The organism is Alteromonas sp. ABH2_165 (assembly GCF_056159945.1).
The window spans coordinates 89,114-111,695 of record NZ_JBSWWF010000007.1 but is presented as its reverse complement, the minus strand read 5'-3'; the positions used below and the strand labels follow the sequence as shown (position 1 = coordinate 111,695).

Here is a 22,582-nt window from a genome sequence, read left to right as displayed (position 1 = left end):
GAGGTGTCCATCGACCATTGTCGGTATCAACGCAGGCGGAAATGCCCCATGGTTTTGTCGAGTTCCTGATTATTTTGTCTTAACTCCTCAGCTAGCCGGTTTAATGCCTCTGCCATTTTTGCTTCGTGCGTGGCAGCTTCCTGCACACTTGTTACGTTTTTAGCGATGTCGCGAGCAGTAGTAGATTGTTCCTCTGTCGCTGCAGACATTGAATTTGCCTGTTGCTCCAATTCTTCTGCACGGCGTTGAACCTGTTCTGCTGCCTTTTCACCTTCTTCTGTGGTCGCCAGTGAAGCGGTCGCACGCTCGTTATTACTGTTAATGCCACTAATCACGGCGTTACTTACATTGGTCAGGTTATCAAGCAGATCGGATATTTTGTCGGTGGACTCACGACTGGCCGTGGCGAGTTGGCGCACTTCGTCAGCAACCACAGCAAAGCCACGCCCGTGTTCACCGGCTCTCGCTGCTTCAATGGCCGCATTCAGCGCAAGTAAGTTAGTCTGCTCTGAGAGTTTATTAATGGTATTGATAATACTGCCAATTTCGGACATTTGTTGCTCCATGGTTTGCGCTTGCGCAGACACCTCGTCCATCTCTTTGGTCAGCCCTTGCATGGCAGATTTGATATTGCGATTGGCTTGCAAAGAACTTTGCGCAATGTCCTTCAATTGTTGGCTGGCATCTAAGGTGTTAGAGGTCGCTCGGGCGATTTCTTCACTGGTGGCCGCCATTTCCTCTATAGCTGAAGAGATTGTCATTGCACGGCTCGAAGTATCGTCGGCATCATGCAAAATCACTTCCGTCGACCTATATAAATCATCGCCAATCCGATTCGAAACAATCAACGATTCTTTCAGATGCACAATGAGATCTTTAATATTGGAAATGGTCTTCTCAATGTAAACAGAAATGACACCCAGCTCGTTATCACTGTTCAGTTGCGGGCGGACGGTGAGATCGCCGTCACTGGCTTTATTCAGATTGTCAGACAGACTTTGAAGTTGTTTCGACAGCATTGAAATCATATAGAAATAAATACCGCCGATTAAAAGCGTAACAATAATAGAAAGCACGATGATAGTGATAAGCTGGAAATCCGCATCGCTGGCTTTCTTTTCTGCAGTGTTTCCAATGGTGCGCCACTGTTCGTCAAGCAGGCCTTTTACCGCGCCGATTTGTTGTGTGGAAGCTTTAAACCAATCGGCTGATGATGGCAGTACGGTGTAATCCACATTGCCTTTCTGAAGTGCCGTTACAACACTTTCCATAAGCCCGCTGTTAGACGAGTCGGAGACATTTGAAAACGCGGTAAGCTCCTGGCCGGATAAAATGTTCTTAAGCTGTCGGTGAATATAGCCAATGTCATTGCTATAACTGCTGATGTCAGATAGCGCAGCCTGACTTAGCGATTGCTTAGCTAATACTCCGTTTACTTTGCCACGTACTTGGCCAAGTCGCTCTTTTAGCCAGGCAAACTGCACCGCGTTGGCCAGTTCAGACGCGGCTTGAGCGCTGGAAATATTGAAGGTAAGGGAGGTTACCGCATCCAAGGCGGATTTATTCAGCAGGCTGTAATAGGTAAATGCATTACTGCCATTGCGGTTATTAACTTCGCCACGAACCTTTCCTTTCGATTGCAGAATTTTCGACAGCACCGCGGTTTTGCTGGACACCGCAAATTCAGCAGGCCAGTCTTCTTTTAATAGACCTTGAAGTTGCGATTCCGCAACATCGGCTTTGTCTCTTTGTGCAAGCATCTTTGCCCGCGCCTCATCACTGCCAGAGCCAAGAAAGCCCGCCGTCAAGCCACGTTCAACCGCATGGTGATGTGCTGTTTTTTCAAGCGCATCTAAAAGACGAATAAGCTGAATATCGTCATGGGCACCGTTAAGTTTGATAGTTGTGGTAAGAATGTTTTTTCCTACCAAAAACAAAGCGAATAAAAACAGTAATGCGGCACTAAGCAGTGTTAACTGCACAAGCGAAAATCGTTTTAGCAAATTCACGAAACTTTCCTTATCTGGCCTCCGGCCTGTATCGATATGCAACACCACTTAATTTGCTGAAAGGTGTTTTTAGCTAAGTATAGTAAGCGTCAGGAAATCAGCGAGTTTTGCTGAAAATAATAATTCTCCTTACCAGACCGGGTGCAGAAGCGTGCTGCAGCGGTGATCTTCAAAAGATGTTCGCGGGTAAATTATTTAGTATTATTTTTTCCGCGCGAAGCGCAATGAATCAATGAGTCAACCCAACAGCACTACGCAGCCGCTAAGACGAAGCGTCGCTTTCCCATTAAATCTGCTGAACAAACGCATTTTAGTACCAGCTTTGGTATTGGGCTTTTTGTTTTGGCCGCTTACCCGTGAAGTAACGACACAGGTGCTCGCTGACGCCTTTTTTCAAGTCGGCGCCTACGTTTACGCATCTTTAGCGGTATATTATTTTTGTACCCAGCGCGTTTCCACTGAAGCAATTAATCGGTTCATAAGTCGCCACCCGCTAACGGAAGTGTTTATTGCGGCGGTGCTTGGTGCGTTGCCGGGGTGCGGTGGAGCAATAATCGTCGTCACCCAATACACTCGTGGTGTAGCCAGCTTTGGAGCCGTGGTTGCCGTGCTAACAAGTACCATGGGCGACGCCGCGTTTTTATTGTTAGCGCAACGTCCGTTAGACGGGCTGAAAGTAATGGCAATTGGTATGGTAGTTGGCTCGATTACAGGGTTGCTGGTGAACCGGTTTCATAATTATCAACCAGAGTCCAACAAGCCCAATGGGAATAGTGGAGCTGATTTACCTGAAGAACAACGATTCCTGAGCAACCGTATTACACGCGTGTCTACCAAGTTTTGGCTCATAGTCTCACTGCCCGCTCTCGCTATTGCGGTGGCATTATCGCTGCAGATTAATCCGGCAGATTTTTTGCCTGTTGATGGTGCGCTGATCACCGCTGTTGGGGCGGGCATGGCGTTAATCAGTTTGCTGCTCTGGGCTATCGACGGCGAGGGGGAAGATTACGCCTCGATGACGAGCGAAGCGCCAACTTCTCAACCGCCAGACTGGAAGCGAAAAGCCGCTTTAGATACGCAGTTCGTACTAGTTTGGGTAACCCTGGCATTTATGCTTTTCGAAATCAGTATGCAGCTATTTGAGTTTGACCTGGTAGACAGTTTCCGTTCGCTGGGAGTGGGGGCTGTAATACTTGCGGTTCTGATTGGATTTATGCCAGGTTGCGGCCCACAAATTCTGGTCACCACGCTTTATCTCAACGGCGCGTTACCGTTTTCCGCCCAAATAGGGAATGCCATCAGTAACGATGGAGACGCCCTTTTTCCTGCCATTGCTTTGTCGCCAAAAGCGGCATTACTAGCAACGGTGTATTCGGGGATTCCAGCGTTTGTGGTGGGGCTGGGCTATTACTACCTGTTTGAAATGCGTTAGTGAACTAACTATGCCCGATAGGATGATGAAATTCATCACATAGTTTAGTTGTCATCCTAGTGAGAAACTCGGTAGCATGTCTATTCTTGCTGGTGTAAACCAGCGAAAAGTCGACCGGGCATCGGCTTTTTCACCACAAGTAAACCGTTCTAACCCGCGCCGACGTATCTACTGCAACCTGCACCCTTGTCTCTGACGCAGGCAATCATTATTTCGGCTTAAGTAAAGCGGGTGAAACCTATACACGAAAGTTAATGTTTGGTAAAACAACCACAATCTTATAAATGGGAAGTAAACGATGAAAAAACTAATTGTCGCCGCAACAGTACTGTTTAGTGGTTTTGCATTCGGTGAAGAGTGCGCCGCGACTATCGAAAGTAACGACATGATGCAATTCAACATGACTGAAATGTCAGTGCCTGCTAGCTGCTCAGAGTACACAGTTACCCTGAAGCACACTGGTACTCTGCCAAAAGAAGTAATGGGCCACAACTGGGTTCTGTCTAAGACAGCTGATGCCCAAGCCATTGCTGGTGACGGCGTTGGTGCTGGCCTGGCAGCAGATTACCTGAAAGCCGGTGACGATCGCGTTATTGCATATACTAAAGTGATCGGCGGCGGTGAAGAAACGTCAGTAACGTTTGACGTAAGCAAACTGTCTGCAAGTGAAGCGTACACGTTCTTCTGCTCTTTCCCTGGCCACATCGGCGTAATGAAAGGCACACTGTCTGTTAAGTAATACTTACTGTCTGTTAAGTAATATGTAACGACGAAAGAAAGGTCAGGTCACTCATGGTGTCTGACCTTTTTTGATCCTGAACCCATTTATTATTTCTTAACTAAGGCGCATACTCTACCCTGCTATCAGCCCTATGCCATCCACCAGGCAGCAACTGCCTGAAATCTGTACTAAGATAAAAGTCTGTTAGCAATCCCGGTTAGTATTACTTCTTAAAGGTTTTTCCATGTTGTCCCGTTTAGTTCTTATTAAAGGCGCACTCCTTTGCGCGTCTGCGTGGTTGGCTGCACCGTCTTACGCGTCTGATATCAACTTTGATTTCAGTGGTTCCTACCGGTTACGCTATGAAACGCTACAGAATCCGATTTTTCCCGTTGATGCCAGTACGCGAAGCCGGTCGAATGATCGAATATCGTCTCGGGTGTTACTGAAAGGGCAGGCGAAGTGGGAGCACTGGAATGCAACGGTGGAAATTCAGGATTCCCGTGCATTTCTCGATGACAATGACCCCAGTTTAACGTCGTCGCAGGTAAATACTCTTGAACCACTGCAGTTTTTCTTGCGTTACAGTGACGTAAATGAATATGTGAAGTCGGTAACCGTAGGGCGTATGACGCTGGATCACGGCAGCCGCCGTTTACTGGCCCGGGGTGTTTATCGTAATACACAAAATGCCTTTGACGGCATTTCTGTTGATACAGAATACCAAAAATGGGCAATTCGCGGTTTCTACTTGCTGCCGGTAAGTCGTTTGCCGTCAGCGTCTGCACTCATCGAGGACAATGAACGGGCATTCGATAAGAGCTACAGTGAGCGCAAGTTTTTCGGCTTCTACGCCACATCACCAGACAAAGCCTGGAACCTGCAAAGTTACTGGTTCAAAGAGCGTGACGGAGCGGATTTAGCCACTCGCAACCGCGATTTGTATACCTTAGCGGCGGAGTATTCTACAACCATCGGTAATGGTTGGAAGGCCAATGCTGAACTGATTGGTCAGACGGGCACGACCCGGCAAACTACGGCTGCAGACGATATGACAGATTTGGATGTGAGAGCCTGGATGGCCCATGGTCATATTGGTAGAAAAGTGAACGATTCGACCTTTGTACGCGCAGAAATAGACTTCGCCAGCGGTGACAACAACAGTGATGACGATACTGTTCATTCCCCAGATAGTTTGTACGGTGTACGCCGGTTCGATTTTGGCCCCACCGACGTTTATCAAGGGTTTCGTCGTAGCAATATTATCGCGCCTGGCCTGCGAAGCGTCACTAAAGTCGATAAACACGAAGTTATGGTGGGCTACAAAGCCGTTTGGTATGACAAGGTGGAAGCGGGTGCTGATGACTTTATGGGTCAGCAACTTGAAGTTCGCTGGCGTTATAAAGCGCTACCAGATTTAAGATTAGAATTTGGTGGCGCTTACTTGCATAAAGGCGATGCCCTGGAAGCAGGTGATTATGCCGACGACAGTCAATTTGCCTACACCGCTTTTCTCTACTCGTTCTAAATTTTGTTGAGCGCGCAGCATTTGCTGGTTGTCATGCAACTGGTAAACTGCGCGCTTCTTTCATTGACCTAGTTTTCACTTCGAGCACGTACCCTTTGGCTAATCCGACTTTGCATAATTCTGTAATGGCCTTGCGCCTGGATGAACTGTCACGTTCTACCCGTCCGTTTGTTACACGTGGGAGTCGGGTTGTTCGTTGTGATGGGTGTTTACTGCCACAGAAACAGTGTATTTGCTCGGTGCGTCCCGCGCCGGTTGCTGAAAGCGCCTTTCTTTTTCTGATGGCCAAAGGCGAGTCATACAAACCTTCCAACACCGGCCGATTAATTGCGGATGTGGCGAAACACAACTTTGCCTTCAGTTGGTCGCGAACCGAGCCGCAACCTGAATTATTGGCACTGCTAAACGACAAGCGATACATGCCAGTAATCATTTTTCCTCATGAAAACGCTGCACCTGAACGGTGTATTCATATTGCCCCTGAAGCGACAGGAAAAACCCCGCTTTTTATTATGCTCGATGGTACCTGGCGTGAGGCCGGACGCATGTTCCGTAAGAGCGCGTACCTTCAGAATTTGCCTGTTTTGGGTATACAGCCTCAGGCATTGTCAGATTACGCATTGCGGGAAGCCACAAGGGATTTTCAACTGTGTACTGCTGAAGTCGGCATTGAGGTGCTAAAGCTGGCGGGCGAGCCTGCCCCAGCAGCTATTTTGCAAGACTACTTTAGCCACTTCAGAGAAAAATATCTGGCGGGTAAACCGCATAGTAAGGCGCGAACGTAAAAATAGGCGTAGCCACAGTGAATTTTTGTGGCAAACTGAAATTGTTGTCGCAGCATGGAAGAAGTATATGACGTTATATCGCCCGTTGTTCAAGCATATTCGTAATCACACTGCACTTTTCAGTGAATTGCACCGGTACCGCGATCTGGCGGTAGAGGCGCAGGGTCTGAAAAACTATGTATTCAATAAAACCCCTAAGTTTATTGCTGCCGATGGTAGTCGTCTTACCATCGAGCCCGAGCGCAGTATTGTGATGCCTAATCTACATCACTTCAAAGGTGTTAGAAGCAAGCTCGCCAATGCCATTCCGGGCCTCTCTATGGTAGAGCACAGTGAAATTGGTTATCGCTATCCCACCGCTGCTTTGGCCGGTCTTGAAGCGCCATTTATTAAACGCATGCGCTCTGAGTATTTCCATAAAGTGGATGAAGATCGCAGTATTTGTCGTCCGGTAAACCTGTCTTACGGCATTAAAAGTCGGGGCAAGGGAGACAACCGTCAGGAGTATGAAGTGTGGATGCCCGAAGAGGCGCCTGATCAATCTCCACTGCCATTGCTCATCGACCGTTACGGTGAAGATTTACCCCATGACGTAAGAGAGTTCGTTGAACAGCCTTCACGTGTGCACGGTTGGATGGGTGTAAAACGGGCGGCATTTGAAGCCCTTTATCAGAACCCAGACGTTTGCGGCGACCTGGTTATTTGCGTAGCGCTGAGTGTTGATACGTACAACATTGGTGCGCGCCCGGATTTATCGTTTTCTCCCGAGGCGGAAAGCTCTATTGCAGTAAGCAACGCCGAACTGGAATGGGAAGTAGAAGGGTACTACGCACCGCGCAATGCTGCCTTCGACCATGATGCTGTGTGGGCCGCCATTAACCATACGTTGGAAGCCGTGAATGCGCCGCTTCGTGATATGTATGGCAACGACATTATTCCGCTCACAGAAAGTAAAACAGAGCGCATATTGTCTACCATTAAGGGATTGGGCGTAACTCGTGAGGAAATCGACGAGCTGGATTTACAGCCCTGGGAATTCCTCGCGACCGAAAGTGACCGTCTGAAAGGCCATGATCCTAGTCGTACGGTAAATCTGCTTGGTCGACTGAATCGTCTCTTCTATCAGCCAGACCGCCAATTGCCATCACTGAACTGGATGCATGATTTAATTTCCTAAGACTAGTGCTTTAGCATGCGTTGGGTGAACCAGGTTTTAAAAGCCGGCAGGTTTTCCCAGCGCAGTGCAGCATTTACCTTTACGCCGTTTTCGGCAGGCTGAGTGAAGCCGTCATCGGTCACCATGAGACTTACGCTTTCTGTGGGAAGCCATGGATGGTCGGGTAGGGCGAGATACACAGCAACGGTGTCGAAAAGCACAGACGTGCGCGCATCGAGGTAATCGGCTTTGTCCCAGGTAACTCGCTCGGCCCAAATGGGGTAAATGTCGAATAATGCAGAAAGCTGTGGGTCGTGACTGTTCTTAAGCGCTTGATACTGAATACCATCGACAAGCATGTCTCGGCATGTGTCTAGCGGCGCAATACTAATATCAGCAACATTGGCGTTTAGTACGTGTTGAAAAGCGGCTACGTCGCTCTGTACATTGTATTCTGCCACCGGTTTGTCATCGTAACCTTTGTAAATGCTGCCGTGCATGCCAACAAGTCGCATTTTTGTTGCCAGTTCTGGTGCGCGCTGTAAGACTTCGGCGATATTCGTCATGGGCCCGGCCACAATAATGGTAACAGGGTTTTCAGCGGCTTTTAGCAAACTGATAATTTCTGCGATACCGTCTTTTTTTATATGGCCTGGGTAGGTTGTCGTTGAAAAATCGTTTATCCACGGGCGAAGAAACTCCGCCGTAGCCTGCGCGGGGCGGCCGGGAGCAACAGGAATGTCTGTTCTTTTGGAAATTTGCAGAAATTTTGCCGCTACCTTCGCTCGGTAGTGTGTATCGCCAGACACCGTTGTAATGAGTTTAAGATCCAGTTCCGGGCTTTTAAGTATAAGAGAGAGTGCAAATACGTCGTCGATGTCGCTGCCAATGTCAGTGTCGAAAATAACGGGCAAGGGTTTAGCGCTAATCAATGCAGAAAATAAACATAACGATAAAGTAAGATAAGCCCGTATCGTAAATATTGGCAAAATCATGACGTTAGCCTTATAGGTAATTGATCCTTTCTGCCCTAGAATAACAATATTATTTAAGTTGATTCAGCTTTGTTTACCCGAAAAAGCACCGGGTTAGCAGCAAAGCCATTTATCCGGAGTTCCCGTGCTTAGCGAACTATCTTTCGGTGGTATGCTTTTCAGCCCAATGGTCGTTATGATCCCGCTGGCGTTTGTCCTGTCTTTGCTCACCCGCTACGCCTTGTATGCTACCGGACTTTATCAGAAATTGTGGAAACCACCCTGGTTCGAAGTGGCACTGTTTGTGTGCTATCTGGCCCTCACGGTGAAATTGCTGGCAGGTTAAAATGCAAAAAATCATCAGAGTTATTATTACGTTAGCGGTTATCGTTGCGGCCGTCGTGTCCGGTCGCTGGGTGTGGGATCATTACCTGTATTCACCCTGGACCCGAGATGGCAAAGTGCAGGCTGATATTATTACCATTGCGCCGGATGTGTCTGGCTGGGTGACAAAGCTCGCCGTTCAAGACAATCAGCAGGTGAAGAAAGGCGATGTGATTTTTCAGGTCGATGTTAAACGTTATCAGGCTGTGGTGGACGAATTACAGGCCCAGGTTCGAAACGAAACTCTGGCACTGGAGCTGGCTCGGCACGAATTCAGCCGGCGGGAAAAATTGCATCAAAGCAACAGTATCAGCGCAGAAGAATTAGAAAGTAGCCGCATCAGTGCTGACATGGCACAAGCCTCACTGGATTTAGCCAAAGCCAATCTGGCCAGTGCGCAAATCGACCTGGAACGGGCATCCATTACTTCACCGGTAGATGGCACGATTGTGAATCTGACCCTACGGGAAGGGAACTATGTGTCTCAGGGCTCGCCGGTACTTTCCGTGGTCGCAGCTAACTCCATCTATGTCACCGGCTATTTTGAAGAAACCAAGCTGCCTCTTATTCATGAAGGCCAGAAAGCGACGATTACGCTGATGAGTGGCGGTAAACCCATTACCGGTACGGTGAAAAGCATTGGTAATGCCATTGCCGATACAAATACCTCTGCCAACGGGCAGTTATTGCCTCAGGTGCAGCAAACCTTTAACTGGGTTCGCCTTGCGCAGCGTGTTCCCGTGGATATCGAACTTAAGGAAATTCCAAAGGATACCCGGCTGGTGGCGGGGATGACGGCATCAATCCGGTTAGCATCAGACGGAGAGTAAATCTTGTCTCCCATTCTGGCGACTTATCTTAAGCCAAGCCGTGCGTCGTTGATTTTTGCGCTGAAAGGCGTGATCTCCATGAGTATCTCACTCTACGTGGCCATGTGGATGGATCTCGACCGCCCGTACTGGGCACTGGTCTCTGCAGTATTTCTGCAAGTGCGCCCAGAAGCTGGCATGGTGCTGGAGAAAACGGTTTGCCAAATCCTCGGAACCCTTATCGGCGGCGCGTATGCCTTACTGGTGCTGCATTACTTCAGCGGCTTCCCTGAAGTAGCGTTAACCTGTTTAGCACTCTGGCTGCTGCTGAACTCCAGTCTTTCAGCGTTCATGCGACGGATAAACTTTATCTATTTCTTTGCCATGATGTGCGTGACGCCTTGCATCATCATCCTGCTCACCATGTCACAACCGGCCACGGTAAGCAGCCAGAGTATTTTTGATATCGCCCAGTCACGGGTTGCCGAGCTGATCATAGGTTCACTGTGCGCCATGGTAGTAGCGGTATTCCTGTGGCCTCAGCGGGTAGAAAACGTGCTGGTAGTGCATGCGAAAAATGCGATTAATCAGACTATGGATTATCTTACGCTGGAGTTAGACCCCAACGGTTCCCACGAAGAGCGCCATAAGAACATCGATAGTGTTTTGCAATCACTGACAGCGCTTAACGACGACTCAAGCGCGGTGAAATTTGAAGGGCCGACGGGGCCTGGTAAGTCTCGGGCGGCCACGGTAATTTGTAATAAGGTGTTGTCGTTGATTGCGGTCGTGCAGATTTTCGGACGACTACAGCGTAATAACCCTGAACTGCTATCTGACAGCATGCAGTCGTTGCTAGGACAATTGCGTGGCGACCTTGCCCTCATCGGCAGTTTGAAGAGCTTCGATGAATGCTATGAAATTGCGCAGAAACAGCGTCGGAACTGGAGCAAACTTTTTCAGTCTCAGCCGCTGACAACGCTGGAATTCAGGCTATGTAAAACCGCTCAGGAACTGGTTTCAGATTTGGTGCTTATTCTGCGTGCCTACCGGGCGCTAGAGCAAGGTAAGCCCACTAGCCTGCGAGCAGAAAGTTTAAAACCTCACCGCGATTGGCTGGTGGCGTTGACCACAGGGTTTCGGTCCTTTTTGGTATTTAGTCTGGGCGCGGTATTGTGGGTAGGAACCGGTTCACCCGCTTCCGTTATGCTAATGATTCTACCGGTTATCTTTTCTATCATGTTTGCGCGACTTGCGCCGGTCATTGTCACCAAAGCAATAAGAGGTATTTTAATTGGTGCCTGCGTGGCCGTGCCGGTGGCTATTTTCTATGCCCTTAACCTGATAGCGCAGAGCAGTGGCGACTTTCCCATGCTCATTCTCATTCTTGCGCCGCCCTTTTTCCTGGGTTTAATGCTGCTTGCAAACCGAACTACTATCACGCTGGGCATTGGTTTTTGCATCCCCTTTGTCATTCTTGTGCAGCCCGCCAATGACATGAGTAACTCACTGTCCATTGATTTCACTGCCAGCAGCGCGCTGGCCATTTTATCTGGCATCATGCTGTTATACTGGGTTTTCAAACTGTTTGCGGGCCCTGGTGCAGAGTGGATGCAGCGGCGTTTGCTGTCTGTCACCTACCAGGATTTGCTCAAATTAGGTAGCCCTGGTCATGATGAGGAATGGTTTAACTCGCGAATGTCAGATCGCTTATTACGATTAACCAGCTATGAGCAGAATATGACTTCCGGATATCGAACCCTAACCGATCTTGGTCTTACCGGGCTGAATCTGGGGCATGTCTCCATGCGTATGCAGCGACAGTTAACTGGCGTAAGTGAGCATTCGCTTACGCAGATGAAACGCCTTTGGCAGCAAGCGTTAGCAGAATCATTTCTGGCTGCATCGAAAGGGGATAAGCGTGACCACCTTGCTGGTATTAATCAGCGCATATTGGAAAAACTGCGCTCTGAAGGCGCGCCTCAAGAAAACTTGGCTCTATTACACGGTATTTTCACCCGCCTGCATTACACGTTCCAGCGCACTGCTGACATGATCAACGACGCCAAAACGTAAATTCATTCAGAACCAAAAATGCAATTTGGTAAGGCCAAAGTGGGTTTTAGATTTGTTGGTAGGGGATTTTTGTTGTATCTTAACTAAAATTGGCATGACCAAAATGGATTGAGATATGATTGAAACATGGCGCTGGTTTGGACCATCCGACAGCATTACTCTGGAAAAAATTCGTCAGGCGGGTGCCACCGGCATTGTTACTGCGTTGCACGAAATTCCCACCGGCGACGTGTGGCCTCTGGAACTGGTTAAAAGCCGCAAGGCTGAAATCGAAGCGGCAGGCATGAACTGGGATGTTATCGAAAGCATTCCTGTTCACAACGATATCAAGAGCCGTACTGGCGATTACAAACAGCTAATCGAAAACTACAAGCAGTCTATTCGCAATGTAGGCGCAGCAGGCGTGACTACCGTGTGTTACAACTTCATGCCGGTTGTGGACTGGACCCGCACAAACCTGACTTACCAGTTACCCGATAAAAGCTATGCGCTGCGTTTCGAGTACTCTGATTTTGCCGCCTACGACGTGTTCGTGATGCAGCGCAAAAATGCAGAGAAAGACTACACGCCGCAAATGCTGGAAAAAGCCAAAGCGCGCTTCGACGCCATGAGCGAAGAAGAGCGTGAAGGTCTTGAGAAGAACATCATTGCCGGTTTACCAGGTGGTGAGGGCTCTTACGACCGCGAAGGTATTCGCGATACCATTCAACAGTTTATCGACATGGGGGAAGACGGCCTGCGCACCAGCCTGTGCGAATTCCTCGAAGCTATCATCCCAATAGCGGAAGAAGCCGGTGTGAAAATGTGTATTCACCCTGATGATCCGCCGTTCTCACTATTTGGCCTGCCTCGCGTAGTGTCCACTCAAAGCGATGCAGAACGTTTACTTAAAGCCGTAGACAGCCCGGCAAATGGCCTGACCATGTGCGCCGGCTCTTACGGTGCCCGTGGTGACAACGACCTGATTGCCATGGTAAATGCGTTCAAAGACCGCATTTACTTTGTCCATCTGCGCAATGTGACCCGCGAGGAAGACGGTTCTTTCTACGAAGCCGCTCACCTCGACGGCGACAACGACATGGTAGGGCTGGTACAGGCACTGCTTAATTGTGAATCGTCCATTGGTTGCCAAATTCCTATGCGTCCTGACCACGGTCACACGTTATCTGATGAACAGGGAAAAGAAGGCTTGAAGCCGGGATATTCGTATCTTGGCCGTCTTAAAGGTTTAGCAGAGTTGCGGGGATTGATTAGGGCGGTTTCTTATATGTCGGCCCGCTAAGGGCTGATGGCTGATGAGCTGCTGCGCTCGAGATTACGGCATTAAAAATAAAAACGGCACCTTTCGGGGTGCCGTTGCAGTTTGGTCTGAATACTTATCTGGACACTACCATTTCGTCAGTCGGCATCCTTTAACAGCATAAAACAGAATGAAGGCGTAACAGGGAATGGTCATCCAGTAGGCGTTAAGCACGCCAGAGCCGTCGGCAATGGCGCCGAATACCATTGGCAGAATCGCACCACCGGCAATACCCATGATCAGCAGGGCTGAACCGCGCGCGGAAAAATGGCCCAGACCTTCCAGAGCCAGCGGCCATACTGCAGGCCATACAATTGCATTCGCCAAACCCATCAGGGCAATCAGCGTAATTGGGTCAGGCAATGTGCTTATGCCAGTCCAGCCCCATAAAATCGCTGCGAGGGTGTCGCTTTCAGGGCTGGTGAACGGGATCAACGCAGCCAGAATAATCCCCAGCGCCGCAGATAGTGTCAGTAATTGGTGTTGCGTGAGTACGCGGGGGATAAGCAGCAGACCCAAGGTATAACCAATCACCATAAAAAGCATCGTGTAGGACGTCAGGCCAATATGACCGTCGACGTTCAGCGCTGCACCAGCAAGACCAATCGTATCTCCGGCAATTACCTCAACGCCTACATAGCAGAACAGGGCAACTACACCTAGTACCAGTTGTGGGAACTGCAGAATAGAGCCCTCCGCTGCACCGGTTGCATCAAGCTTGTCGTCTTCTTTGTGCAAATCCAGTTCCGGCAGACCAGAGAAACGCAGTGCAACCGCTAGAATGAGCAGGGCAACGCCCATACCGATGTACGGTGATACCAGGCTGTCGGCGAGTTGCTGGATTTGTACCTGCTGTTCGGCAGCAGGCAGGGCAGCAATACTCTGTGCAGACACGTCGGCGAAACTACCCAGCACCAGTGCGGTAAACACGATTGGTGCCAGCCAGCCTGCACCTTTGTTCAGCAAACCCATAATTGATATGCGCGCTGCGGCGGTTTCAGCTGGGCCAATCTTTACCAGATAAGGGTTTGACGCTGTTTGAAGAATGGTCAGTCCCGAACCTACAATGAACTGGGCGGTTATGAACAGTAAGAAAGTCTGCGCTTCGGCGGCAGGTACAAACAGGAAGCAGCCAACGGCGATCATTACCAAACCCAGTGACATGGCATTCTTATAGCCAGTTTTATTGAGTACGAAGGACATTGGCAACGCCATCACCACGTAGGAAATGTAAAAACTGAACGAAATCAGCAGGGCTTCTGTACCGCTTAGCTGACAGACAATCTGCAGAAATGGAATAAGTGCACCGTTCAGCCAGGTGATAAAGCCGAATACAAAAAACAATGTACCGATGATGAACATGGGTAAAAGTGTGGAACTCTTTGGAGTCGCTTGCTCAGTTATTGTCATTATTTTTCCTTTGAACGTGTTATCGGGGCGACGCCCAGAGTGTTAAGACATGTCGTGGCCGTTACGCCAGTATCCGGTTACGCAGAGTTCATCGTCTACCGTAATGAAATTGGCTACTACACCGGCTTTCAGTGTGCCGAGTGAATCTGACATGCCGAGAAATCGAGCAGGGGTAGCGGTGGCCATTTTCAGCACGCTTTCCAGCGGGAAGCCTAAATCAAAATGAGTATGCTGAATGGCTTCTTCCATGGTCAGAACCGAACCGGCCAGCGTGCCGTCAGCAAGCTTCAGGGTAGGGCCCTGACGTAGTATTTTAATGCCTTGATACATGAAATGGTCTGCATCGCTGGCAGCCGGTGCCATAGCATCAGTGATCAGCATCAGCTTGTCATCGCCTTTCAGGCGAATTGCCAGCGAAGCGCTGATAGGGTGAACATGCTGATGATCTACAATCAGACCACAGTAAATATCGTCGCGGTAAAGGGCACTGCCGACAACGCCCGGCTCACGGCTGTTCAGCGCTGACATGGCGTTGTACAGGTGAGTGGCCGAGGTCGCGCCAGCGTCAAACGCACGCATGCAGGTTTCGGAATCCGCATTGGTATGACCCACAGATACGATCACTCCGGCTGCAACCAGGCGTGATATGTCTTCCGGGGAAACCATTTCAGGCGCTACCGTTACCAGCACTACGCCTAAATCCTTACGGGTAAAAACAGCAAACTCTTCGTCGCTTAGCGGACGAATAAAGCTGCTGCTGTGCATGCCTTTTTTAGCTTGCGACAGGTGCGGACCTTCAAAGTGCACGCCGGGAATCGCTGCAGGATTGTCGGCATGGGCAATGGCGATGGCATCAGCGCCGCGTTTCATCACTTCCAGATCGTCGGTAATAAGCGTTGGCATAATGCTGCCGGTACCAACAGTAAGGTAAGCCGCGGCCATTTGCTCCAGGGTTTCTGGCGTTGGTGCTTCGTTAAACTGAACGCCACCCCCACCGTTCACCTGAATATCCACCATTGCTGGCATTACTAACCCGTCGAGAACGGTGGCATCACCGGCTTCAGAATCCGGGGTCAGAGACGCTACCTTACCGCCTTCAATGTCAAAGCTGACATCGGAAATCAGTGTGGTGCCGTCGAACAACTGTGGAGCAAAATAGCGCATGATAATTAAACCGTTTCAGTCACTTTTTTCAGGCCAACTGGATTATCGGGGTCCATATCCAGTTTTCTGGCCGCGATTTCTATATCGAGATAAAAACGCTGCATGATAAGCAGTGGCGATACCAGCGGGTGAATATCACCCGGGGGAGTAAGCAGCGGAAACACAGTTGCACCGCGCTTTTTCACTTCGGCAATTTGCGCCTCGTGGACCGGGCTACTGGCGTCAGGGATATTCACATCCAGAATGGCCACACCACGGTTAAGCAGTGAAATAGGGCCGTGCAGGAATTCAGCACTACTGAATGCTTCTGCTTGGATGCCGCATACTTCTTTCATTTTTAACGCGATTTCTCGTGAAACAGCATAACCGAAAGCACGACCCAGCACTACGCATCTGTCCATCGGGCCGAGTGCTTCTGCGTTAAGTACCGGTGCTGCCGCAATAGTCTGTTCCATTTGAGCTGGTAAAGCCGCCAGCGCTTCAGCAAGCACTTTGTTGTCGGCATAGTTGGAAACAATGTGCAGCAGCGCAAAAAGGCTGGCCAGATAACTCTTGGTGGCGGCTACTGCCACTTCAGGACCTGCTTTGAGCGGAATGAAAAAATCAACTACATCAGCCAGCGGTGAACTTTCATCGTTTACCAGCGCCACACACAGCGCCCCCTGGGCTTTGGCCATTTTCGCCTGGGCAATAATGTCAGGACTGCGGCCAGACTGTGAAATCACAAACACCAGTGCTTCTTTCAAACGCAGTGATTTACCATAAACGCTGTTTACCGAAGGGGCAGCGGCAGCAACAGATAATCCCAGTTCGGTTTCAATCAGGTATTTACCAAATACACCGGCGTGATCAGAAGTGCCACGACCAATCATGTACACAAATGCGGGATCACGCTGTTTAATTGCTTCAGCAAGCTCAGTGACACGCGTGCTGTTCTCTTTCAGTTGGTTACGGAATACCTGAGGGGTTTCTGTGGCCTCGGTCGCCATTTTTGTTACAAGTGCCATTGTCAGGCCTCCTTAAATGCTTGTCTGGCTAACGCGACTGCACCGTACTCCGGTGAACAGAGCGCTGGACTCAGAAGGCGCTGTATATTATCGGGCAGATGGTCACTCCAGTATGAAGCCAGGCCGCCGATCATAGTCAGTCGATGTGGATTTAATTCAGAAAGACGCAGTAAAACTGCAGTCAGATAGGTAGCGCCGTCTTCAATAATCGATGTTGCGAGTGATTCGTTTTGTTTTGCCTGAGCTACCACTAAAGGGGCTAGAACGGCGTAATCAGATGAACGAAAATGAAGGGCCTTTGCAACAATGTCTACAGATTTATAGGCTTGTAGTTGTTCGCAAACTGCGTCTGTCAATGGTGTTGAAGGCACAAGGTTGTCCATGGATTCCAGCGTGGCTGAGAGCGCGCGCCATCCCAACCAGGCACCGCTGGCTTTGTCTCCCAGCGGAAAACCGTGACCGCCCATTATAGTATGCACGTTATCAACGCTGGCAAAGGCTGAACTCCCTGTGCCGGTGATCATAATTGCGCCTTCCTGGCCACCGTGAGCGCCTGTACAGGCGATATGTAAGTCGGTGGTCAGAAGTGTATTGGCGAAGGGCAGTTTCCAGGCTTCAGCTAAACCCCGGTAAGCGGGAATATTTACCCCGGCCAGACCAAGACACACATGTAGTGTCTTAATCGTTTCTGTTGGCAGATTTGCCGAGGCTACAGCCTGTGCAGCGGCATCAATAATGCTGTTGAAAGCGATGTCAGCAGACTGCGCAGGATTCGCCGGGCCAGCCAGGCCCTCGCCCAACAGCTCACCATTTTGTGACTCAAGTCGTGCCTTACACTTTGTTCCGCCACCGTCGATGCCGAGAAAATACTGTTGATGAATCAAAAACTATTCCTTACTGAATCTCTTAAAACACGTGAAAAAGTTAAAGTACAGCGTTAAATTTTGATGAAAATCTGCTTACGCCAGAGCCAGTAAACCGGAATGAAACACACGCCCACAAACATCAGTACCCAGATGGTTGCGCTGATAAATTCACTCATACCTGCCTGCAAAGACCAATCAACCCAGATCTGATGAACCGATGTTCCGTTTATTTCCCAGTCGAGGCATTTTTCGATAATGACATGCAGCACATAGGCGGTAATTGCGTTGGCGCCAAAAATAACCGGTAGCGTGGTGCCCGCCCGGTAGCCGCGTATATCGGTGTACCACACCATACAGGCCAGAATCATTGCGCCAACACCGCCGGTGGCGAGGACAAATGAACTTGACCAGATTTGTTTGATGAACGGAAAACCCAGGCTCCAGATACAGCCAAAAGCGAAGCACATAAAGCCAAACACAGAAAGGTGCATCACTGCTTCTTTCAAATCTTCTTTCGCACTAATGATAATCTGACCCATCAGCAGACCAATAATGCCGGTGACAATTGACGGGAAGGTGCTGAGCAGGCCTTCTGGATCCCACTCGCCACGCCACAACATGCCGGGCATGAATCGATCGAACCAGTTAATAATGTTTTCGCCGCGCTCAAGGTGACCCGCAGGTAAACCCGGTGCCGGGATAAACAGAATAAATAGCCAGTAAAGTACCAGAATTGCGATTCCCGTCTTAACAATGGTGCGAGGTGTGCAGTAAATAGCAAAGTAGCAACAGGCCAGATACACAAGCGCAATACGTTGCAGAACACCAAGAACACGCACTTGCTCGAAGTGGGTATAAAACAGATTTACTGCCATACCCAACGCGAACATGATAAATGTTCGCTTCCACACTTTTTGCAAAACCGCTGAGAGATTTGGTGAGTCTGGAGTGACGTTCTTAAAACCCAGCGCAATGGCCACACCAACGATAATGATGAAAAACGGAAAAATGAGATCGGCAAAGTAAATGCCTTCCCAGTACGCATGGGAAAGTTCGCCGTATGTGTTAGGACTGTTCACCACGATCATTGCCATCATGGTCAGGCCACGAAAAACGTCGAGGGACAGTAATCGCTTTTTGTTATTTTCAGCTGTCATCTGTGAACTGCTTCTTTTGTAATCATAGTTTTTACGTTAACCTTCTATTGTCAACGTTGTCAAATCTATTTTCATCGTTGAAAAAGACTAACGGCTTTTCTAAAGGACAGACAGGAAAGTTGCGGGGCCGTATTAATGTTATTATGCTGCTGAATGTCATACATTTTTTCATCGCCATAGGAAAATATGAAGAAACCAACCATAAAGGACGTCGCCAAGCTGGCAGGGGTGTCGTTCAAGACTGTTTCACGTGTTGTGAACAAAGAAGCCAGCGTAAGCGATGAAGTACGAGCAAAAGTGCTCGAATGTATCGAAAAGCTCAATTATCAGCCTAATCATACTGCCCGGGTTATGCGTAAGGCCCCGTTTTCTCTTGCATTTGTTTACGATAACCCAAACAGTCACTATGTGATTGAAATGCAGAACGGCATTATCTCTGAGTGCCGAGAGCGGGGTTTTGAATTAGTTATCCATCCTACTGACTCCCGTTCTGAGGACGTGGGTAAGGAGTTGGCGGCCATGATTGGTTCAAATCAGATTGGTGGTGTAATTCTCACTCCGCCATTATCTGAAAACCGCGAACTGGTTACCTTTCTTCTGAACCGCGACGCCAAGGTAGTTCGTATTCTTTCTGGCGCAGAAGCACCGGACACACTCGCGCCGGTTATTCACGTGGATGACGTGGGGGCAGCCCGCAAAATGACAGATTACCTTCTTGATCTCGGCCACAAAAAAATTGCATTCCTTGGTTATCATGCGTCTCACGAATCGAGTCTCGGCCGGTTAGAAGGTTTTCGAACTGCGTTGGAAAGCCGGGGATTACCGGTAGATAAAAATCTTATCATTGATGGTGAGTTTACCTTCGATTCAGGTATGGCCATGACTCGCGAAGCCCTGAAAGGCAAGCCCACCGCTATTTTTGCCTGTAACGATGAAATTGCCGCTGGTGCGGTATTCCAGTCTCGATTAAGTGGATTCAATGTGCCGGAGGATGTATCCATCGTAGGTTTCGAGAACAGCCCTTTCTCAGTTCAGACCTGGCCGCACCTGACAACGGTGAATCAACCTAATTTTGATATTGCTGCCAGCGCTGCCGCTATGGTAATAAAAATGATGCAGGAAAAGGATGTGCATTCCGTCGAATCTGAAGGGTTTTCACTGAATTTAGTAGTACGCGACTCGGCAATCAAACCTGCCTGATCCTCTGCTCCCGAATAGTTTTACTGTAATATTTTTTTAACCTTCATGTTTGACAACGTTGACAAGTGGTGATAGCGTCGAAAACAGAGTGATGAAAAATTCACCGTGAAAACGATTGGGTATTCTCTTTAATGTTTTCACTAAGAGCTGAAGGACATGAAAAAGTTGAACTGATAGATGCGAAATAACAAGTAAACGCATCTGTCTAAAACTTCTATTGCCAATTATACGCGCTGCAAAACCAATGCGGCGTTTAACTTCTCAAGTAGGAAATATTAATCGTATGAGCAAAGCGAAGATCGGATCTGTCAGTGCATTGTATTTTGCTGTGATGATGACGCTGAGCGGTTGTGATAAAGCTGTTGAAGCGCCGAAGACAGCCAGCTCTGAAAGCGAAAGTGCCGCTGTTTCAGATTCTGTCGCTAATCACTCTGCCGTTGAGGCCGTCCTGGCCCGCGTGACCAACAGTAAACTGACTAACCTGAGTGCCCGTAAGGTGTCTGACGAAAAGCCAGAGTGGTACGAAGTGGACGTTCGCAACGGTAAAGCGGAAATCAGCGGTAACAGCGATGCTGCCATGGCGTACGGTGCTTACCAGTTCCTTCGTGAACAGGGTGCGCTGTCGGTTAGCTGGGAAGGTAACCGTGTTGATTTACCTGCTTCATTTGCGGATTTCGACGGTGAACCTGTGGCGACATCGTTTGTTCAGCGTGCTTATCTCAACGTATGTGCTTATGGTTACACCACCCCATGGTGGAACTGGGAGCGCTGGGAACAGGAAATTGACTGGATGGCACTTCATGGGGTAAACAACCCGGTAGCCATGGAAGGTCAGGAATACGTCTGGCAGGCACTGTGGCGTGAGTTTAACGTCAGCGATGACGAGCTTTCCTCGTATTTCTCCGGTCCGGCTTTCACGCCTTGGCAGCGCATGGGTAATATTGAAGGTCATGCTGGTCCGCTGCCGCAAAGCTGGATCGATAAAAAGCACAGTTTGCAGAGGCAAATTCTTGCCCGTATGGATGAGCTCGGTATGAAGCCGGTGGTTCCTGCATTCAGCGGCTATGTACCCAAAGCATTTGTGGAACTGTTCCCAGATGCAAAAATCTATGAAATGCCTACCTGGTCCGGTTTCGAGCGTGAAACATACTGGCTGGACCCGGCTGATCCGCTGTTTAATAAAGTGGCCAAACGCTTTATTGAAATCTACAGCGAGACCTACGGCGAACAGGAATACTATCTGTCTGATGCCTTCAACGAAATGCTGCCGCCGGTATCAGAAGAAACCCGCTACGACGACTTAGCGTCGTACGGAAAACGTATTTACCAGTCAATTGAACAGGCAGCCCCCGAAGCGACCTGGGTAATGCAGGGCTGGATGTTCGGTGCTGATGAAGAATTCTGGGATCTACCGTCTATTGAAGCCTTCCTGCGGGACGTACCAGACGCCAAATCCATGATCCACGATATTGGCAACGACCGCTACCACGTATGGCAGCGTACTGAGGGCTTTAAAGGCAAGCCATGGATTTTCGGTTTTATTCATAACTACGGTGGCTCTGACCCTGTATATGCTGACTTTGGCAATTACGTAGAACAGCTCGACGTGGTAACCCATTCAGAAAACAAAGGCGCACTGTCTGGCTTCGGTGTATTCCCGGAAGGGATTAACAACAACTCGGTAGCTTATGAATTCCTGTTTGATCTGCCGTGGGAAGCCCAGCCGGATATGCAGAGCTGGGTGTCTGAATACACCAATGCCCGTTACGGTAAAACCTCTCCAGAGCTACAGGCAGCCTGGGACAGTCTGATTGACGGCGTATACTCGGTACGTTACTGGACTATGCGCTGGTGGGAAGGTTCTGCCGGTGCCTATGTGCTTTTCAAGCGTCCTACCTACAAACTCACTGAGTTTGAAGGCAGCCCCGGCGATCTGGAAAGTCTGGATTCTGGCATTGAGCAACTGCTGGCGGTAGCTGACGAATTCAAAGATGCGCCACTGTTTGTTTATGACTTAGTGGATATGACCAAACAATCGGTATCACTGCACGCAGATCTGAAACTGCAGGCCGCGATTCAGGCCTATCAGAACAAAGAGTTTGATAAGGGCGATGCGCTGGTAGCGGAAATTACCGATTTAGTTACCCGACTGGATGCGCTTATGGGCTGGCATCAGGAAACCCTGCATTCGTGGCTGAGCGATGCGTCTGCTTACGGTGAAAGTGCTGAAGAATCGGCGTTCTATATCACCAATGCCCGTCAGCAAATCACCCAGTGGGGCGGTTCCTCGCTGAAGGACTATGCTTCCAAGGCCTGGCAGGGCATGTATGCCGATTTTTATCTCCCGCGCTGGACACAGTATTTGTCTGCGTACCGCGATGCCATGCAGCGGGGTAAAACGTTTGACGACGAAGCCCAGCAGCAGGCACTGATCAAGTGGGAGCGTGAATGGATTGAACAAAGTGATATCCCGGCGCTGAATAAACCCGAAAACCCTGTGTCTCTCGTTAGCGAGCTAATGGCAACCATCAAGGCAGATGGAAACCGTTAATCGTTAGCAGACCCGTGTTCGCCTGTGGTTGGGCAGGCGAACACTCCCTCCAC

General features: G+C 49.3%; 18 protein-coding genes. 11 read left to right on the top strand and 7 right to left on the bottom strand.

Annotated features, from left to right (window positions below; translation table 11 throughout):
- Positions 1-26 precede the first annotated feature (26 nt).
- Positions 27-2,009: a methyl-accepting chemotaxis protein gene (locus ACXAFQ_RS14565; protein ID WP_474823860.1), complete on the bottom strand. Its 1,983-nt coding sequence runs from the start codon at positions 2,007-2,009 to the stop codon at positions 27-29.
- Positions 2,010-2,241: 232 nt separating this feature from the next.
- Between ACXAFQ_RS14565 and ACXAFQ_RS14560 the strand changes: the two genes are divergently transcribed.
- The 5 genes from ACXAFQ_RS14560 (at position 2,242) to ACXAFQ_RS14540 (ending at position 7,652) form a co-directional block, all read left to right on the top strand.
- Positions 2,242-3,441, top strand: a complete 1,200-nt coding sequence (locus ACXAFQ_RS14560; RefSeq protein WP_474823858.1) for a putative manganese transporter — start codon at positions 2,242-2,244, stop codon at positions 3,439-3,441.
- A gap of 298 nt (positions 3,442-3,739) precedes the next feature.
- Positions 3,740-4,180, top strand: coding sequence for an azurin (azu, locus tag ACXAFQ_RS14555; protein ID WP_474823856.1), 441 nt, complete (start codon positions 3,740-3,742; stop codon positions 4,178-4,180).
- A gap of 226 nt (positions 4,181-4,406) precedes the next feature.
- Positions 4,407-5,690 (top strand): alginate export family protein, encoded by a 1,284-nt coding sequence (locus ACXAFQ_RS14550; protein WP_474823854.1) that lies wholly within the window; start codon positions 4,407-4,409, stop codon positions 5,688-5,690.
- A 125-nt stretch (positions 5,691-5,815) separates the two neighbouring features.
- Complete coding sequence (locus ACXAFQ_RS14545; RefSeq protein WP_474824174.1) at positions 5,816-6,475, top strand: tRNA-uridine aminocarboxypropyltransferase; 660 nt, start codon at positions 5,816-5,818, stop codon at positions 6,473-6,475.
- Positions 6,476-6,542: 67 nt separating this feature from the next.
- Complete coding sequence (locus ACXAFQ_RS14540; protein WP_474823852.1) at positions 6,543-7,652, top strand: hypothetical protein; 1,110 nt, start codon at positions 6,543-6,545, stop codon at positions 7,650-7,652.
- A 2-nt stretch (positions 7,653-7,654) separates the two neighbouring features.
- On the opposite strand, the gene ACXAFQ_RS14535 is transcribed toward ACXAFQ_RS14540, so the two are convergent.
- Positions 7,655-8,626, bottom strand: a complete 972-nt coding sequence (locus ACXAFQ_RS14535) for a nucleoside hydrolase (RefSeq protein ID WP_474823850.1) — start codon at positions 8,624-8,626, stop codon at positions 7,655-7,657.
- A 124-nt stretch (positions 8,627-8,750) separates the two neighbouring features.
- Between ACXAFQ_RS14535 and ACXAFQ_RS14530 the strand changes: the two genes are divergently transcribed.
- From ACXAFQ_RS14530 to uxuA, 4 genes are all read left to right on the top strand, one after another.
- On the top strand, positions 8,751-8,951 hold the full coding sequence (locus ACXAFQ_RS14530) for a DUF1656 domain-containing protein (protein WP_070125951.1): 201 nt from the start codon (positions 8,751-8,753) through the stop codon (positions 8,949-8,951).
- Position 8,952: 1 nt separating this feature from the next.
- Positions 8,953-9,819: an efflux RND transporter periplasmic adaptor subunit gene (locus ACXAFQ_RS14525; RefSeq protein WP_474823847.1), complete on the top strand. Its 867-nt coding sequence runs from the start codon at positions 8,953-8,955 to the stop codon at positions 9,817-9,819.
- Between the two features lie 3 nt (positions 9,820-9,822).
- Positions 9,823-11,874, top strand: a complete 2,052-nt coding sequence (locus ACXAFQ_RS14520) for an FUSC family protein (protein WP_474823845.1) — start codon at positions 9,823-9,825, stop codon at positions 11,872-11,874.
- Positions 11,875-11,989: 115 nt separating this feature from the next.
- Positions 11,990-13,156 carry a mannonate dehydratase gene (gene uxuA, locus ACXAFQ_RS14515; protein WP_474823843.1) on the top strand — a complete coding sequence of 389 codons (1,167 nt, stop codon included), beginning with the start codon at positions 11,990-11,992 and terminating at the stop codon, positions 13,154-13,156.
- A 105-nt stretch (positions 13,157-13,261) separates the two neighbouring features.
- Here the strand turns inward: uxuA and ACXAFQ_RS14510 are convergent, their stop codons facing one another.
- The 5 genes from ACXAFQ_RS14510 to ACXAFQ_RS14490 are packed head-to-tail and all read right to left on the bottom strand — an operon-like array spanning position 13,262 to position 18,778.
- Positions 13,262-14,584: a sugar MFS transporter gene (locus ACXAFQ_RS14510; RefSeq protein ID WP_474823841.1), complete on the bottom strand. Its 1,323-nt coding sequence runs from the start codon at positions 14,582-14,584 to the stop codon at positions 13,262-13,264.
- A 42-nt stretch (positions 14,585-14,626) separates the two neighbouring features.
- Positions 14,627-15,748: an N-acetylglucosamine-6-phosphate deacetylase gene (gene nagA, locus ACXAFQ_RS14505; protein ID WP_474823839.1), complete on the bottom strand. Its 1,122-nt coding sequence runs from the start codon at positions 15,746-15,748 to the stop codon at positions 14,627-14,629.
- 5 nt (positions 15,749-15,753) lie between these two features.
- A complete protein-coding gene (gene nagB-II, locus ACXAFQ_RS14500; protein WP_474823837.1) occupies positions 15,754-16,755 on the bottom strand; it encodes a glucosamine-6-phosphate deaminase NagB-II in 1,002 nt (333 codons plus the stop codon).
- A 2-nt stretch (positions 16,756-16,757) separates the two neighbouring features.
- Positions 16,758-17,639 carry a glucosamine kinase nucleotide-binding domain-containing protein gene (locus ACXAFQ_RS14495; RefSeq protein ID WP_474823835.1) on the bottom strand — a complete coding sequence of 294 codons (882 nt, stop codon included), beginning with the start codon at positions 17,637-17,639 and terminating at the stop codon, positions 16,758-16,760.
- Between the two features lie 53 nt (positions 17,640-17,692).
- Positions 17,693-18,778 carry an acyltransferase family protein gene (locus tag ACXAFQ_RS14490; protein WP_474823833.1) on the bottom strand — a complete coding sequence of 362 codons (1,086 nt, stop codon included), beginning with the start codon at positions 18,776-18,778 and terminating at the stop codon, positions 17,693-17,695.
- A 186-nt stretch (positions 18,779-18,964) separates the two neighbouring features.
- On the opposite strand from ACXAFQ_RS14490, the gene ACXAFQ_RS14485 reads away from it, so the two are divergent.
- Together ACXAFQ_RS14485 and ACXAFQ_RS14480 are read left to right on the top strand one after the other, a co-directional pair.
- Positions 18,965-19,978 (top strand): LacI family DNA-binding transcriptional regulator, encoded by a 1,014-nt coding sequence (locus ACXAFQ_RS14485; protein ID WP_474823831.1) that lies wholly within the window; start codon positions 18,965-18,967, stop codon positions 19,976-19,978.
- Between the two features lie 283 nt (positions 19,979-20,261).
- Complete coding sequence (locus tag ACXAFQ_RS14480; RefSeq protein WP_474823828.1) at positions 20,262-22,529, top strand: alpha-N-acetylglucosaminidase; 2,268 nt, start codon at positions 20,262-20,264, stop codon at positions 22,527-22,529.
- Positions 22,530-22,582 lie beyond the last annotated feature (53 nt).

Coding starts and splice junctions, on each gene's coding strand:
- azu (WP_474823856.1), top strand. CDS start 3,740: ATGAAAAAACTAATTGTCGCCGCAACAGTACTGTTTAGTGGTTTTGCA.
- ACXAFQ_RS14535 (WP_474823850.1), bottom strand. CDS start 8,626: ATGATTTTGCCAATATTTACGATACGGGCTTATCTTACTTTATCGTTA.
- uxuA (WP_474823843.1), top strand. CDS start 11,990: ATGATTGAAACATGGCGCTGGTTTGGACCATCCGACAGCATTACTCTG.
- nagB-II (WP_474823837.1), bottom strand. CDS start 16,755: ATGGCACTTGTAACAAAAATGGCGACCGAGGCCACAGAAACCCCTCAG.
- ACXAFQ_RS14485 (WP_474823831.1), top strand. CDS start 18,965: ATGAAGAAACCAACCATAAAGGACGTCGCCAAGCTGGCAGGGGTGTCG.
- ACXAFQ_RS14510 (WP_474823841.1), bottom strand. CDS start 14,584: ATGACAATAACTGAGCAAGCGACTCCAAAGAGTTCCACACTTTTACCC.
- ACXAFQ_RS14490 (WP_474823833.1), bottom strand. CDS start 18,778: ATGACAGCTGAAAATAACAAAAAGCGATTACTGTCCCTCGACGTTTTT.
- ACXAFQ_RS14550 (WP_474823854.1), top strand. CDS start 4,407: ATGTTGTCCCGTTTAGTTCTTATTAAAGGCGCACTCCTTTGCGCGTCT.
- ACXAFQ_RS14545 (WP_474824174.1), top strand. CDS start 5,816: ATGGCCTTGCGCCTGGATGAACTGTCACGTTCTACCCGTCCGTTTGTT.
- ACXAFQ_RS14540 (WP_474823852.1), top strand. CDS start 6,543: ATGACGTTATATCGCCCGTTGTTCAAGCATATTCGTAATCACACTGCA.
- ACXAFQ_RS14525 (WP_474823847.1), top strand. CDS start 8,953: ATGCAAAAAATCATCAGAGTTATTATTACGTTAGCGGTTATCGTTGCG.
- nagA (WP_474823839.1), bottom strand. CDS start 15,748: ATGCGCTATTTTGCTCCACAGTTGTTCGACGGCACCACACTGATTTCC.
- ACXAFQ_RS14560 (WP_474823858.1), top strand. CDS start 2,242: ATGAGTCAACCCAACAGCACTACGCAGCCGCTAAGACGAAGCGTCGCT.
- ACXAFQ_RS14480 (WP_474823828.1), top strand. CDS start 20,262: ATGAGCAAAGCGAAGATCGGATCTGTCAGTGCATTGTATTTTGCTGTG.